Here is a 15,555-nt window from a genome sequence, read left to right as displayed (position 1 = left end):
AAGCGTCAGCGGCAAAGTGCCCAGTCGGAACGGAAATCAACCCCTCGTTTTGCCGAAGAGCTATACTCTGACTCCTTAATCTCATCGAAATGATAGTCACCATCTATGCCCTCCACTGAACATCGGAGGGCATTTTATTGTACATCTGATTTAATCATTTCAAATAATAACGGTACATTCGTTCCACGCTGTAACGAATTACAGCCCTCCATTAAAAATGACCAGCTCATTTTCATTTTTTCTTTATACGGAAGCTCTGGGTTAACTGGGACATATTCTTTTAAAAATTCTTCTATGGAACTCGATAAACTTTCCATAAATTCATCAGCCTTTTGCACCTTTTCCGTTGCTACTTCATTGCGCTCATTCCATAGTACATGCTCTAAGTTTGTAGAAAAATAAAATAGCTGATACGGTATTCTCAATCGTTGAATGCTAAAATGATCATTTGCCATAAGGATTTTGGCATTATTCGCCTTCATTTCATTTCGTTGTTCGATTTGCTCCTTACGCTTCTCAGATTTCACCAATATTGCATCTTCTGTATAGAATAAATTTTGCTCAATATCTTCCTTCACCTTGACAAATTCAGGGGCAATGAAACAACCATCTGCATCAGTAATATGAACGACAGCAGTTAAATCCTTCGCTAAAAACTTATACTTCTCCAAATAGTTCTGAATCACTCGCGTAACACTATTTTTAATATTGGGTATTCGTTTATTAGCATCCCACTTCGTTAAAATATCCTCCCGTTGTACATCGAAGCGAATCGTTGAATTTGCAAAATGTTCATCTAGAAAATCCTCTAAAACAATCTGCTCCGTCTGCCCCTCTACAATGATTAAAAGAACCTTTTTAGTCACGCTGGACACCCGCTTTTCTAAAGGCACGCTTAATTTTAAATGTCTTCGTTTCCTTATAAACTTCTTCATCCTGTCCGCCCAACTGAATTGCACGTAAATAAACATCTCGAGCATTATTTACCTCTTTAATACCCTTTAGCTGTATATAACGGCGATCCTCATTCGCTGTCGTAAACCATAAGTTTTTAATAGCTAGCACCTCTAACACACGTAAATTATGAGACGTAAAAATAAGCTGACCTTTTCCGCCCTCATCAATCACTGTTAACAACTCGCCTAACAAATATTCAAAAACACCAGAATCTAATTCATCAATCACTACACAAGCATTTGGGTTATTATAAACTGCAATGAGCACACTAAGTACAGAAATAATTTTCAAAATTCCTTCTGACTCTGTCCGTAGTGGTAATTCGCGTTCCCCTCGCTGCGATAAAAATTCGAAACGGATTCCTTTTTCTCCATTATCCATAGTTTGTTTTGTAAGTACATTAATCTTTATAGACAGACCTGGAATAATTGCTGATAATACTTGATTACTTTGCTCTATTACTTCACATAACACGTAAAACGCGTCCTCTGGCAATAACGCTGGCCCCTTCAAATTGTAAGGAATAGAACCACGTGTTTTTTCGAGATGGATACTAAAGGGCATACTGCGCTCTTCAAATAATGGTGCGATATTTTGATTATTAACGACATGTAAATCTTGATTAAAATCTATTGCTAAATTATGAAGCAATTGCATTTCCAGCTCTGAAAGCCTATCCTGTAATAATGGCTTTAAATCTTTGTGAAAGACAAAGGACATATATTGTTTTTTAGCTAATTGATGAGTGACTAGTAATTGGATACGCGTTTTTTCATTCATATCAGAAAGATTTTCTTTACGTAGTTGTATGTCTTCCTCTGTCACATTAATTAGAACCTTTGAACGCTTCCCTTTCTCGTTTTCTCTATAAGCTATACGTTCAACCATTGTGTACAGTCTATTTTCATCTTCTTGTAACTCTACATAATAATTGAGAAAAAATGTGCCAAATTGATTTTCTACTAGAAACTCGAACTCAATACTTGCAGAATCCTCCCCCTCCATGATTAACCTCTTTTCCTGAGATGGTAATTTAATTTCAGCAATCCAACCGGAGATAAGTGCCTTTAACAAGCCAAATGCATCAACAATAGTTGTTTTCCCTGAACCGTTTTGTCCGTATAAACCAACAACATTTGCCTTAAAAAACGTTTCGAAATTCACCGCTAACACAATTTCACCATGACGTACATTTCGTAAGTTTTGTACTTTTATTTTCTTGATTTTTATAATGGGCATTTATTTAAACATCCTTTAACGCTATTTTCTTCTATTATAATTAAATTTGATATATTTTATAACATTTTCTATTTTAACGAATTATCCACTTATCAATCATTCATCTAGTTTAATGCCTATGACAAACATAATAGGTGGGCATATGTTAGAAAAGAAAAAAGAAGAAAGGTGTGTTTCATTGTTCAATCCTAGATTAAATCCCGAAGATGTAGATGTTAACATTCCGTTTCACCCTACCATGCCTTCTGGTAGCCCATACCCATCTTTAAACCCATCACCGTATCCGACACGACCTTCGCAGCCATATCCGCCACAACCATACCCACCACGTCCTCCGCAACCATATCCACCACGCCCGTACCCACCACGTCCTCCGCAGCCATATCCGCCACGCCCATACCCACCACGTCCTCCGCAACCATATCCACCACAACCATACCCTCCACGCCCTCCGCAGCCATATCCGCCACAACCATATCCACCACGCCCTCCGCAGCCATATCCGCCACAACCATATCCACCACGCCCTCCGCAGCCATATCCGCCACAACCATATCCACCACGTCCTATGCCATTTCCAGGCGGGCAATCCCCTGGCTTACCAGAATTCCCCGGACTAAACCTACCAGGAATGTAGAGTTGTCACCTGCATATTTGGAGGTCCAAAATAAAAAACTAGTAGCAACAAGACTATCCAGAAGTTCAAACATGAACTAATGGATAGCCTTGTTATTGTTTATTAGAAACTTTTATTGACTGATAAAAAACTAAGGAAGTGGCAACATGTCTATAAAATTTTCAGCAATACTACATATTCCCGCATTTAATGAGCACAGTATATAGAGAGGTGAATCTATGTGTAACGTAAAAAAAATAACTTTATGTATGATTAGCCTAATATTAATTAATTTGAGCATTATACCTTCTTTCGATGCAAAAGAATCAAATAAAGTTAATGGACTTGAAGCACAAATAAAAGGCTTAGAGAATCGTTTGAAAAACCTTGAGCCGATAAAGCCCCAAACAATTCCCGATCCTCCTTTTCCAGAATTATCTCCCCCGTCGAAATTTGTTACACTTTCACAGGTTATAGAGAATGGCGCAACTATTCCTTATGAAGTTATCATCAATAATCCTGGTTATAAGAGACCCGCTTATGAAGAATATTGGCATAGCTCAATCGGTCGATGGAGCTATGTTCCAACTAGAATTCATTATGCACTGCATCGACTATTTACGAATTACGATGTTGCTCTTTCTGAATGGTACGACTTTGAACAAAATATGGGATTCACGATTCCAATGTTTCAAAATAAAACAGATTTAGATTTATATATTGTCGCGTTCCAATCTGATATTACAGCAGTTTATACATTGGGGAATCAGGTGGTCGTTGTTGGATATCCAAGAAGAACCGGTGTTCAAGTGATTACTATAAAAACAAGTGCTATACAACCCACTAATACCGAAGAATCTTTACTTGTGCAATTATCAACTAAAGGAGGAGAAGAAATGGATTATACTCTTATCTCTTATATTTCTCCTGATTTTAGGTTGAAGCAAATAGAATAACTGTAAGCTACTTTTTCGTAGTTTTATTAGCAGGTTTTTTTACCTTTATCAGCGGTTGTTGGGATTTCATCAGCGATTTTGCTATCTTTATCAGCGATTGTCAGAGGTTTATCAGCGATTGTCCATATTCTATCAGCGATTCACTAAAAATTACTCGCTAAAGCATAAAAAAAACCACTTCTCAAATTTTGAGAAGTGGTTTTTTTTTGGCTGGAGCCGTAGATTACATCATTCCGCCCATGCCACCCATACCAGACATATCTGGCATAGCTGGAGCTGCTTCTGGAATGTCTGCTACAACTGCTTCTGTTGTTAAGAATAAAGCTGCGACAGATGCTGCGTTTTGTAGAGCTGAGCGAGTTACTTTCGCTGGATCTACTACGCCCGCTTCCATCATGTTTACCCATTCGCCTGTTGCAGCGTTGAAGCCTACACCGATTTCTTCGCGTTTTAGGCGATCTACGATAATTGAGCCTTCAAGACCAGCGTTGTTTGCGATTTGACGAACTGGCTCTTCTAAAGCACGTAGAACGATTTTCACACCAGTTGCTACGTCGCCTTCTTCTGATTCTGCAACTTTTTCAACTGCTGCATATACGTTAAGAAGTGCCGTACCACCACCTGATACGATGCCTTCTTCAACTGCCGCACGAGTTGAGTTAAGAGCATCTTCAATGCGAAGTTTGCGTTCTTTTAGTTCTGTTTCTGTCGCAGCACCAACTTTGATTACTGCTACACCGCCTGCTAATTTTGCAAGGCGTTCTTGTAATTTTTCTTTATCGAATTCTGAAGTTGTTTCAGCAAGCTGAGCACGGATTTGACCAATACGGCTTTCGATTGCATCTGCACCGCCAACACCTTCTACGATTGTTGTATTGTCTTTTGTAACAACCACTTTTGCAGCACGCCCAAGTGATGTAATATCAGCTGTTTTAAGGTCTAAGCCTAATTCTTCTGTAATTACTTGACCACCTGTTAAAATTGCGATATCTTCTAGCATTGCTTTACGACGATCACCAAATCCTGGTGCTTTAACCGCTACAGCATTGAATGTACCGCGAAGTTTGTTTACTACAAGTGTTGCAAGAGCTTCGCCTTCAACATCTTCAGCAATAATTAACAGTGGACGACCTTGTTGTACCACTTGTTCTAATAATGGTAATACTTCTTGAATGTTTGTAATTTTTTTATCAGTAATTAAAATGTATGGGTTATCTAATACCGCTTCCATTTTATCTGTATCTGTTACCATGTAGTGTGATGCATAGCCGCGGTCGAACTGCATACCTTCAACTACATCAAGTTCAGTTGTGAAGCCTTTAGATTCTTCAATTGTAATAACACCATCGTTACCAACACGTTCCATTGCTTCTGCAATTAATTGCCCCACTTCATCATCAGCAGCAGAGATTGCCGCAACCTGTGCGATTTCATCTTTGTTGCTTACTGGGCGAGAAATTGCGTGTAATTCTGTAAGGGCTGCTGCAACCGCTTTGTCGATCCCTTTACGAATGCCTACAGGGTTTGCACCTGCTGTTACGTTCTTTAAGCCTTCACGAATAATTGCTTGCGCTAATACTGTTGCAGTTGTTGTACCGTCACCAGCGATTTCATTTGTTTTAGAAGCAACTTCTGCTACTAATTTTGCCCCCATGTTTTCGTATGGATTTTCTAGCTCGATTTCTTTTGCAATTGTTACACCATCATTTGTAATAAGTGGTGAACCGAATTTTTTTTCTAAAACTACGTTACGACCTTTAGGCCCTAAAGTAATTTTTACTGCGTTTGCTAATTTATCTACACCTTGTAGCATTAATGAACGAGCGTCTTCTGAGAATTTAATATCTTTTGCCATTTGAATTTACCCTCCTGAAATGGAATATTCGTTAAGCTTCAACAATATATTTATAGAAATTTCGCCATACGGTCATTGCCATCTATTTGTTTATCTATGACAATCACTAAAGGCATTTAATTTAAAAGTATTAACTTATTCAATAATTGCAAGAATATCGCTTTCGCGTAAAATTAGGTATTCATTACCTTCATATTTAACTTCTGTACCAGAGTATTTAGAGAAAATAATGCGGTCGTCAACTTTTACGTCAAGCTCTACACGTTGTCCGTTCTCTAAAATGCGACCCGTCCCAACTGCTACAACTTTACCTTCTTGCGGTTTTTCTTTTGCAGAGTCTGGCAGTACAATACCGAATGCAGATTTTTCTTCTACCTCGATTAGTTCGATTACAATACGATCTCCTAGTGGTCTTAACAAGTGAAACAACCTCCTATTAATTAAATATATGTTTGAACATTTATTAGCACTCTATACGGACGAGTGCTAACACAATTATTATGATAATCAATCACACTTTTTTTTGCAAGTCAGAACTACGAAAAATTTTGTTTTCTTTCCATATTCCTCTACAATAGAAAGATAGCATAATGAATGGAAAGGATTTTGACTGTGAACGATTCTCAAAAAATAATTAAACATAAAAAAACAGCCCTTTATGTTTTACTGATTTATATCCTCATGCAAATATCAGGTAAATGGCTGGCACAACCGTTTCACAAATTTATTATGAGTACAACCGGTTTACCTAGTGAGCAAGCTGCTCCGCTTACGCAAGGCTGGTATATTGCACTTAGCTTTGCTATTGCATTAATTCTAAGCTTAATCATAACATCTCGCGATAAAGCGTTTTGGGATATTTATAAAGGACAGAAAGAAACTATTCCACTATCAATTATGTGGGGAATCATAGGTTTCTTCTTAGTTTTCATCGGCCAAATGATTGGTGCAGCTATCGAAATGGCTATATTCGGTATCCAAGGTGGATCGCAAAACACAGCTGATATTGTAGCTATTGCTAAAGGCGCTCCTATCGCGATATTGGCAATTGTCGTTTTTGGACCAATATTAGAAGAGTTCGTCTTCCGCCGTGTTATTTTTGGATCGCTTGTCCAAACAACTAATTTCTGGATAGCCGGTATAGTAAGTGCCATTTTCTTTGCACTTATTCATTTCGACTTCTCTCATATCTTGCTTTATACAATATGTGGATTGATTTTTGCCTTCTTATATCACAAAACAAAACGCATTTGGACATCTATTATCGCCCATGTCATGCTGAATGGTTTTGTGACACTTGTACAATTGTATGCAGAACCATTGCAAAAGTTTCTTGAACAACTAGAAAAAATGCAATAAAAATCAGAGAGTTTTTTCTTCCTACTGATTTTTAGTTGGATGTATATATGTATTACGACGAAAAAGCTCGATGCTATATGCATCGAGCTTCTATTATTGTTGATTCAATTCTTCGATTTGACGTCTCTGCTGTTCAAGTGCCTCTTCTATCTGACGTTTTTGCTCAGCTTCTTGTTCTTCTTTCAATCGCATTTCCTCTGATTTTAAGTATTTCTTATAGCCAATACGAGAAATCATAATGCTAATTTCATAAAGAACAAATAACGGTACTGAAACCATTAAGTGCGAGGCTAATTCAGGTGGCGCGATTAGTGCAGCACATACAAATAAACCAAAGTATGAATACTTACGAATACGAATTAGTAACTCAGGAGATAAAATCCCAATACGCGAAAAGAACAAGACTACAATCGGTAATTGGAAAAGGAAACCAAAAGGTATTGTAAGCTTAAATAAAAACGAAAAATATTCATGTATGCCAATTGTTTGTTGAATTTCTAAATCGTTTGATAAATTCATCATAAACTTTATGACATAAGGGAATAGTAAAAAATATGAAAAAGACAGCCCTGCTAAAAACAATAAGAACGAATACGGTATATAGCTTAAAGTTGCTTTTCGTTCTACGTCCCTAAGTCCTGGGCTAATAAAAGCCCACAATTGATACATCAATACCGGTGAGGATAGGATAAATGCTATTAAAAAAACTACTTGGATATAAATTGCAAGTGGTGTTACTACATCAAACGCATGGAGCTCTATATTGTAATTCGCTCCAGTACTTTGAAGGTATTTAACAAGCGGCTTTGCAACAAAGAAGCCGCCAGCCATAGCGAGAACAAAGAAAACGGCAACAATGAAAAGCCGTTTTCTTAATTCTTCTATATGCTCAATGACAGTTAGATCTTTTGGATTCATTCCTCAAACATCCTAACTTACTTATCTAGTTCTTTCTTTTTCTTATCATCATCATCTTCGTCGGCTAATCCTTTAGTAGCATTTTTGAATTCACGTAATGTTGAACCAAATGCTTTCCCAAGCTCTGGTAACTTTTTAGGACCAAAAATTAGTAATGCGACAATTCCGATAATAATGAGGCTCATAGGACCAATACCACCCATTACAGCCACCTCCTCTTTATATCCATCATTTTAACGCATATTTCGCCATTATGCTAACTAATAATATGTGAAAGTTTTTCGTCACTCTCTCATTTCACTACATACCTCTATTGACAAAAACTGTTAGATATACTTAAAGTATGTACAATTATCACACTTCCTGATTACGAATTAAATAAATGAGCGCTTGCAATTCTACCGACAAATCAATTGTTAAAAGTTGCATTTTATCTGGTACAGTAATACGCTCTGGCGTAAAGTTCAAAATTCCTTTTGCGTTCATTGCCGCTAATCTATCAGCCATTTTCTGTGCAGAGCGTGGTGAAACTGTTAAAATCGCAAGCTCCGCTCCGTATTCTGCATATTTTTCTTCCAATAAATCAGGATGAAAAACAGGAATATTGCTAATCATCTTCCCTTCCTTCGGGGCCTTTGAATCAAATGCCACAACGATTTGAGTATTATGATTTTTTTGGAAATTATATTTTAATAAAGCACTACCTAAATTCCCTACACCAATTAACGCTACTTTTGTCGCTTCATGTTGATCGAGCGTTTGACTAAAAAATTTTAAGAGATGCTGCACATCATAGCCATATCCCTTTTTCCCTAGAGCACCAAAATAAGAAAAATCACGGCGAATAGTTGCAGAATCAATTTTCATCGCTTCACTCAGTTCCTTCGAAGAAATGCGTTCCATGCCTTCTTGTGCAAAGTTTTGGATAAATCGATAGTAAAGAGGAAGTCTTTTCGTAGTGGCTTGTGGAATTTTTAATTCTTGTTTCAAACTTTTTCCTCCTTATAATGTATCAAATCTTTTATGATACACGCTTAATTAACTATTTCTAAGTTTATAATGTTCACTGGAGTATTTCCCTTTAGTTAATGGCGCTTTTACGCCACTAACTAAAGAGAAATCGTTTCAATCTTACATGACAGCTTGGAATAAGTAAAGCACCGACATTGCAAGCAAATCGTACATCCATTACACTAAGGAAGAATTGAGGTGTCAAGAATGATTGTTTTACAAGTCAATCAACTATATAAATCCTTCATTGCAGATGAAATTTTGAGTGGCGTAAAATTAGAGGTTCAACATCGTGACCGCGTTGCATTAGTAGGTCGTAACGGTGCTGGTAAGTCCACATTACTTAAAATAATTGCTGGTCAACTGTCATATGACTCTGGCGATATTATTATCCCTAAAGGTATACAAATCGGATATTTAGAGCAGCATGCTGGATTAAACTCAACATTGTCAATTTGGGATGAAATGATGACAATTTTTGAGCCACTTATTGCCCAAGAACAAGCACTCCGATCATTAGAACAACAAATGGCCGACCCAACTGTTTATGAAAATCCTACTTTATATTCAAAAATAATGTCTGAATACGATCATTTGCAACATAATTTTAAGGATGCAGGTGGCTATCAATTTGAGTCTGATACACGTTCTGTGCTTCATGGCATGCAGTTTTATCCTGATGATTATGAAAAGCCAATTAGCTCACTATCAGGGGGCCAACGAACTCGGTTAGCACTTGCTAAGCTGTTATTAAGTAAACCTGACCTATTAATACTCGATGAACCTACTAACCATTTAGATATTGAAACCCTCTCTTGGTTGGAATCATATTTAAAAGGCTATGAAGGGGCTATTCTAATTGTTTCCCATGACCGCTACTTCTTAGATCAGGTTGTTTCCATTGTCTACGAAGTCTCTCGTCATCGCGTCACAAAATATTCAGGCAATTATAGTGCCTATTTAGATGAAAAAGCAAAAAATTACGAGCGTGATTTGAAGCTTTATGAACGACAGCAAGATGAGAAGGCCAAGCTTGAAGAATTTGTTCAAAAAAACATCGCTCGTGCTTCTACTACAAAAATGGCACAAAGTCGTCGTAAAATGCTTGAACGAACAGAATGGATGGAATCCCCTGAGGGTGATGAAAAATCAGCAAGATTCGGTTTTACAATTGAACGCCAAAGTGGTAACGATGTATTATCTATTGATGACTTAGCTATAGGTTATAGTGATAAGAAAATATCTAACGGCATCACATTACGCACTTTCCGAGAAGATCGTATTGCACTTGTTGGACCAAACGGGGTTGGTAAATCAACTTTATTAAAAACCATCGTAAAGGATTTGCTACCACTCTCCGGAGAAATTCGCTATGGTACGAATGTTCAAATTGGTTATTCTGATCAAGAGCAAGCAAAGCTGTCGAGCAATAAAAGTGTACTAAAAGAGCTATGGGATGAATGGCCTTTAATGAATGAAAAAGATATTCGCTCGGTACTTGGCCGTTTCTTATTTAGTGGAGAAGATGTAGATAAAATCGTATCGTCTTTATCTGGTGGAGAAAAGGCTAGACTTGCATTAGCTAAATTAATGATGCAAAAAGCCAATCTTTTAATTCTCGATGAGCCTACCAATCACTTAGACTTAGATAGTAAAGAGATATTGGAAAACGCATTGATCGATTATCCTGGAACACTCTTATTTGTATCGCATGACCGATATTTCATCAATCGAATCGCAACTAAAGTAATCGAACTATCTGGCGATGGTTCCTTTGAGTACTTAGGTGACTATGATTATTATCTTGAAAAGAAACAAGAGCTATTAGAAATTGCTCAAATGAAAGCTGCTGCACAACCACAAGTACAAGCTGATGTACCTGAGAAAATCTCTACCTCTAAAATTGATAAAGAGGCTAAAAAACGAGAGCGCCAAATTAGACGTACACTTGAGGAACTAGAGGGGAAAACGCAGCAAGTAAATCTTGAAATAGCTCGCTTAGAAGAAGCTCTTTGCGATCCCGAAATTTTCACAGACCACGAAAAAATTACAGAGCTTCAAGAGGAATTATCAACCGCTAAGGAACAATATGAGTTATTCGAAATGGAATGGCTTGAGCTAAGTGAAGAACTTGAAAATATTATTTTATAATATCCCTCTTGAGGTGGGATAAAACTTGTAAAGCCATGTGCCATGTCGCATGGCTTTTTACTTTACTCGCCTTGATTTTTCATATATATTGGTCAAGTGCTATTTTTCGACAAAAAATGCCCACAACTTTATGCACACTATAAATCTAGTAATACCAACATATCAACAGACTTTTCCACATTGTCCACAATTCAAAAAAATTTTATTCACATCATTCTGTGCAAAATAGGCTACTATATATTGAATAATCACAAGTTATGCACAAGTTATCAACAATTTGTGCATAAGTACGGATGTTCGGTGTTTTGTTTCTATCTTACCTGTGGATAATTTTCTGAAAAATTTGTCAACTAATTGTGTTCAAATTTTCTTATAGCCATTGTTTTCTCAACAATTTTTTCACAAAAGCAAAAAGAGGTATTGTAGATTTAATATCTACAATACCTCTTTTCTATATTACACCCAGGATTTCAACTCCATTCCTGGGCGACCGTTCATTGATAAATTGCCTCGAATACCTACTTCAAACATAGGCGTTGCAGCTGCCCCTATCATCGCGGCATTATCTGTACACAGCTTTAATGGCGGTACATACAACGGGATACCTTCTTCCGCAAATACAGACTCAAGTGATGTTCGTAAGCCTTTATTTGCCGCTACACCTCCAGCTGCAATAACTTGTTTCACTTTATATTCACGTGCTGCCCGTAATGTTTTAGCTGTTAACACTTCAACCACGCTATCCTGAAATCCTTTGGCTACGGCAGTCGGAGAAATCTCTTCTCCACGCTGATCCATATTATGCTTATAATTAATAACTGCTGATTTTAAACCACTAAAGCTAAAATCATAAGAATCTTCCTCTAACCACACTCGTGGGAAGGTCACAGCCTCATCCCCCTCGTGTGCTAGCTTGTCAATACGTGGACCACCTGGATACGGTAAGCCTAAAACACGCGCAACCTTATCATAAGCTTCACCAGCTGCATCATCTCTTGTCTCACCAATGACTTCAAAAGAGCCATGTTCCTTCATATAAACTAGCTCTGTATGGCCACCTGATACAACTAGTGCTAATAATGGGAATTCCATCGGCTGCACGAGTGCATTAGCATATATATGTCCAGCTATATGATGCACACCTAAAATTGGCAAATTATTAGCAAATGCAAAGGCCTTCGCGGCATTAATTCCAATTAACAACGCCCCTACAAGACCAGGGCCTTCAGTAACTGCCACAGCATCTAAATCAGCCGGCTTCATATTTGCCTGTGCTAATGCTTCTTCTATGACCATTGTAATTTGCTCAACATGATGTCGGGATGCAATTTCAGGTACAACCCCACCAAATCGTTTATGACTTTCTATTTGTGATGCAACCACATTTGAAACAATTTCAGAACCATTTCGAATAATCGCTGCTGCTGTTTCATCACAGCTCGATTCTATTGCTAATATCATTCGATCTTCCATCATAAATTCACCCACATGACAAGGGCATCCTCCCCGTTATCTGTATAATAGCCTTTACGTATGCCACCATCTTGGAAATCAAGTTTTCGATAAAGATTTTGAGCAACTGTATTCGTTACACGTACCTCTAAACTCATAACTTCCATACTATGATCTCTAGCAATACGCATTGCCTCTTGCATTAAACCTTCACCAATTCCGCGACCACGAGCAATCTCTATAACCGCAACGTTCGTAATTTGCGCTGCGTCTATAACCATCCACATTCCACAAAAACCGATAATGTTATTATATTCATCTATAGCTAGCACATAATGTGCATACTGATTTTCATGCACTTCATAATAAAAAGAATCTAACGTCCATGGTGTAGGAAATGTAGCAAGCTCAATTTCATACACTACTGGGACATCTTCAGATACCATTTTACGATATGTTACATTACTACTCATGTGTCTTCTCCTTTTGCTCCTTCAGCCAATTCGCCTCCGCCTCGGCAATACGTTTGTATTGCGGGACAAAATGATGAACTGCATCCACACTTGGTAGCTCTACTTTCGTCGCTAATCGGACTGTTTCACTTGCTCGTGGTAAGTCATTACTAAACGGTATGCGCTGCGCATAATCACCTAGCACCTCTACGATTTTATGCCAAAAAACTTCTACATCAGCTCCAACAAATAAAACCGGTGCCTCTAAAGCCTGTAAACGCTCTAATAAGCCATCTATATGATCGTGATAATCTTCTATAATTGTTTCAAGCTCACAGCCCCTATAAACGGCCGTATAGACATTGTCTCTTCGCGCATCAAAAATAGGACAAATAAACCCATCATATAGTGCTGCATTTGCGGCCAATGACTTTAAGCTAGATATTCCAACTAAAGGCTTTTTCAATGTCCATGCTAATGTTTTAGCAAGCGTCACACCTATTCGTACACCGGTATAAGAACCAGGTCCTTCTGATACAGCAATCGCATCCAACTCACTTGGCTTAATACCTGCCTTTGCTAGCACTTCTTCAATGGCTGGCATAGCACCTGCCGAATGCGTTAATTTTATATTTTGTACAATCTCCGCGATCACTTTTCCATCTCTTATTACAGCAATAGAAAGTGGTGCATTCGCTGTTTCAATTCCCAACCAAATCATTTCATTAGCTCCTCACATAATGCCTCATATCGCTTTCCAAGAGGTGTTAATACAAATCGTCGTTGATTTTCTCCGATTCGGTAAATTTCTATTCCAAGACGCTCCTGCGGTAAATCCTGTTCAATCAAATGAGCCCACTCGACAACTGATACCGCATCACCATAAAATAGTTCGTCCCATCCAAGATCCTCATCACTTTCTGCTAAGCGATAAACATCTAAATGATTAAATGGTAAACGTCCCTCATATTGCTTTACAATCGTAAATGTTGGGCTATTGACCGTTCTCTTCACGCCAAGTCCCTTCGCTAATGCTTTCGTAAATGTCGTCTTACCAGCACCCAAATCACCCTCTAATGTAATTGTATCCTGGGCTTCTAATAAGCTTGCTAGCTTCAACGCAAAATTCTCAGTATCATCAAGTGAATTCATTAATTTTTCATACATCATCTCTTTTTCCTCTCTTAGCTCCATTACTTCTAGTTTACCGAAACAAGCGTAAATGTTCAAAACATCCAGCGATTTTCAAAAAAGATCTGTGCTGACGCTTTGCTTTCGTTATAAAACATGTGCTAAATGAAGATAAAACACGTCCTCTTTTATAGAAGACGTGTTATTTTCTTGTTTAACGACCTTTTGCCTCAATAATCTCTTTATTTATCAATTTATCATCTTTAAATCGTACTATATAGGTTTTTGTCATAAGTATTTCATCATTCCAGCGGTATTGATCTTTTTTTACCATTTCTCCTGCTCCCCCTGCAATTTTTACTACTTCCATATATGACATACCTTCTTTTAGCTTTTCAAATTCTGCTTCATTCATATTTTTCTGCCAGTGGTACGCATTAGACTCCTCTATGTTTAAAATAGGATCTCCACAGCCTGCTAGTATTACAATAGCACCTATAAGTAAACTTATATTCAGTCGTTTTATGTAAAGATATTTTCGCATGCTAACACCTCCAAATTCTTCATACAAGGGGCATCGATAAAATAGTCACGCATATTAACGAGTAGTAATTATCTGTATCAAAAGCTAAGCGTCGGTACAGACAATTTCAACGAAAGCAATGAAGGTTAGAACAGGGATTAATTGCCAGTAAAACCTGAATATTAGTCTTTAATTTATTGCTCTACTTGTTTCCTCAAGCGATCTGGTAACTGACTGCATGCCTTTTCAGTTTATTTACACAAACAACTTAGAATCTTTGCTAACGCGTCTTTAGGTATGAATGTTAGGGCATTACCTATAACCTAAAATCCCCAACAAATATTATAGTACCAATTTTATCGACATCCACTAATTCCCTTATATTAACAATAAAAAAAGTCCTTATGATTTAAAAGCATCATAAGAACTATATTATCGTTTATAATGGCGGTCCCGACCGGGATCGAACCGGCGATCTCCTGCGTGACAGGCAGGCATGTTAACCGCTACACCACGGGACCTCTTTAAGACATTTATAAATATATCATAGAAAAATAGCATATGCAATATTTTTTTATAATTTTTTCATTTTTATATTCTCTATTTTGGGGGCATTGAATTTGTAAATTTGTAAGTAAATTAAGTAGATTCCACAAACTATTAGATACTTAATCCGCAAGAAGTAGCATTGAAACGCTAATTTTTAAATAGAGTACATAGAAAAAGAGCAACTACAATAACTAGTATTTTGCAGTTGCTCTATATTATTTCATTGTTATCAGCTTTAGCTTTAATAATCACTTTAATAAAAAACAGCCAGCATTCAGCTGACTGTCTACTTTGCCTAGCGACGTCCTACTCTCACAGGGGGAAGCCCCCAACTACCATCGGCGCTAAAGAGCTTAACTTCCGTGTTCGGTATGGGAACGGGTGTG

16 protein-coding genes, 1 tRNA gene and 1 rRNA gene are annotated in these 15,555 nt (G+C 37.6%); 3 read left to right on the top strand and 15 right to left on the bottom strand.

The annotated features are described in order from the left end of the window. Positions 1-134: 134 nt before the first annotated feature. The 3 genes from ACFVT8_RS22790 to ACFVT8_RS22780 all read right to left on the bottom strand — a co-directional run bounded on the left by ACFVT8_RS22790 (position 135) and on the right by ACFVT8_RS22780 (position 2,750). Positions 135-866: a hypothetical protein gene (locus tag ACFVT8_RS22790; protein ID WP_387085799.1), complete on the bottom strand. Its 732-nt coding sequence runs from the start codon at positions 864-866 to the stop codon at positions 135-137. After that, positions 859-2,196 (bottom strand): AAA family ATPase, encoded by a 1,338-nt coding sequence (locus ACFVT8_RS22785; protein WP_387085796.1) that lies wholly within the window; start codon positions 2,194-2,196, stop codon positions 859-861. The genes ACFVT8_RS22790 and ACFVT8_RS22785 overlap by 8 nt, the downstream gene beginning before the upstream one ends. A gap of 233 nt (positions 2,197-2,429) precedes the next feature. Then, positions 2,430-2,750 (bottom strand): hypothetical protein, encoded by a 321-nt coding sequence (locus ACFVT8_RS22780; protein ID WP_387085793.1) that lies wholly within the window; start codon positions 2,748-2,750, stop codon positions 2,430-2,432. Between the two features lie 301 nt (positions 2,751-3,051). Between ACFVT8_RS22780 and ACFVT8_RS22775 the strand changes: the two genes are divergently transcribed. Then, the gene (locus ACFVT8_RS22775; RefSeq protein WP_387085790.1) at positions 3,052-3,768 is read left to right on the top strand and encodes a hypothetical protein; all 717 of its coding nucleotides are present in this window, start codon (positions 3,052-3,054) and stop codon (positions 3,766-3,768) included. A 223-nt stretch (positions 3,769-3,991) separates the two neighbouring features. Here ACFVT8_RS22775 and groL read toward each other — a convergent pair whose 3' ends face one another. Next, positions 3,992-5,623 carry a chaperonin GroEL gene (gene groL, locus ACFVT8_RS22770; protein WP_387085787.1) on the bottom strand — a complete coding sequence of 544 codons (1,632 nt, stop codon included), beginning with the start codon at positions 5,621-5,623 and terminating at the stop codon, positions 3,992-3,994. Between the two features lie 135 nt (positions 5,624-5,758). Then, complete coding sequence (gene groES, locus ACFVT8_RS22765) at positions 5,759-6,043, bottom strand: co-chaperone GroES (RefSeq protein WP_049667833.1); 285 nt, start codon at positions 6,041-6,043, stop codon at positions 5,759-5,761. A gap of 174 nt (positions 6,044-6,217) precedes the next feature. On the opposite strand from groES, the gene ACFVT8_RS22760 reads away from it, so the two are divergent. Continuing rightward, positions 6,218-6,982, top strand: coding sequence for a CPBP family intramembrane glutamic endopeptidase (locus ACFVT8_RS22760; RefSeq protein ID WP_387085784.1), 765 nt, complete (start codon positions 6,218-6,220; stop codon positions 6,980-6,982). Positions 6,983-7,075: 93 nt separating this feature from the next. Here ACFVT8_RS22760 and tatC read toward each other — a convergent pair whose 3' ends face one another. The 3 genes from tatC to ACFVT8_RS22745 form a co-directional block, all read right to left on the bottom strand. Beyond that, the gene (gene tatC, locus ACFVT8_RS22755; RefSeq protein WP_387085781.1) at positions 7,076-7,900 is read right to left on the bottom strand and encodes a twin-arginine translocase subunit TatC; all 825 of its coding nucleotides are present in this window, start codon (positions 7,898-7,900) and stop codon (positions 7,076-7,078) included. A 17-nt stretch (positions 7,901-7,917) separates the two neighbouring features. Beyond that, positions 7,918-8,103, bottom strand: coding sequence for a twin-arginine translocase TatA/TatE family subunit (locus tag ACFVT8_RS22750; RefSeq protein ID WP_010857065.1), 186 nt, complete (start codon positions 8,101-8,103; stop codon positions 7,918-7,920). Between the two features lie 151 nt (positions 8,104-8,254). Further along, complete coding sequence (locus tag ACFVT8_RS22745) at positions 8,255-8,890, bottom strand: redox-sensing transcriptional repressor Rex (RefSeq protein WP_387085777.1); 636 nt, start codon at positions 8,888-8,890, stop codon at positions 8,255-8,257. 228 nt (positions 8,891-9,118) lie between these two features. Here ACFVT8_RS22745 and ACFVT8_RS22740 point away from each other — a divergent pair, with 228 nt between their 5' ends. Continuing rightward, positions 9,119-11,062, top strand: a complete 1,944-nt coding sequence (locus ACFVT8_RS22740) for an ABC transporter ATP-binding protein (RefSeq protein ID WP_387085948.1) — start codon at positions 9,119-9,121, stop codon at positions 11,060-11,062. 456 nt (positions 11,063-11,518) lie between these two features. On the opposite strand, the gene tsaD is transcribed toward ACFVT8_RS22740, so the two are convergent. From tsaD to rrf, 7 genes are all read right to left on the bottom strand, one after another. Next, positions 11,519-12,535: a tRNA (adenosine(37)-N6)-threonylcarbamoyltransferase complex transferase subunit TsaD gene (gene tsaD / locus ACFVT8_RS22735; RefSeq protein WP_387085945.1), complete on the bottom strand. Its 1,017-nt coding sequence runs from the start codon at positions 12,533-12,535 to the stop codon at positions 11,519-11,521. Next, entirely contained in the window at positions 12,535-12,987 is a 453-nt protein-coding gene (gene rimI, locus ACFVT8_RS22730; RefSeq protein WP_387085774.1) for a ribosomal protein S18-alanine N-acetyltransferase, read from the bottom strand. Before rimI ends, tsaD begins: the two co-directional genes overlap by 1 nt. Next, positions 12,980-13,687, bottom strand: a complete 708-nt coding sequence (gene tsaB, locus ACFVT8_RS22725; protein WP_387085771.1) for a tRNA (adenosine(37)-N6)-threonylcarbamoyltransferase complex dimerization subunit type 1 TsaB — start codon at positions 13,685-13,687, stop codon at positions 12,980-12,982. Before tsaB ends, rimI begins: the two co-directional genes overlap by 8 nt. Continuing rightward, positions 13,684-14,133, bottom strand: coding sequence for a tRNA (adenosine(37)-N6)-threonylcarbamoyltransferase complex ATPase subunit type 1 TsaE (gene tsaE, locus ACFVT8_RS22720; RefSeq protein WP_387085942.1), 450 nt, complete (start codon positions 14,131-14,133; stop codon positions 13,684-13,686). Before tsaE ends, tsaB begins: the two co-directional genes overlap by 4 nt. A 178-nt stretch (positions 14,134-14,311) precedes the next feature. Further along, complete coding sequence (locus ACFVT8_RS22715; protein ID WP_387085768.1) at positions 14,312-14,641, bottom strand: hypothetical protein; 330 nt, start codon at positions 14,639-14,641, stop codon at positions 14,312-14,314. A 424-nt stretch (positions 14,642-15,065) separates the two neighbouring features. Continuing rightward, a tRNA-Asp gene (locus ACFVT8_RS22710) sits at positions 15,066-15,141 on the bottom strand. Between the two features lie 321 nt (positions 15,142-15,462). Further along, positions 15,463-15,555 (bottom strand): 5S ribosomal RNA (gene rrf / locus ACFVT8_RS22705); the annotation flags it as partial.

Origin of the sequence: Lysinibacillus sp. NPDC058147, assembly GCF_042884205.1 — a bacterium.
Classification (GTDB): Bacteria; Bacillota; Bacilli; order Bacillales_A; family Planococcaceae; genus Lysinibacillus.
Note: the sequence above shows the minus strand (reverse complement) of the source record. Positions and strands in the feature narration are given on the sequence as shown.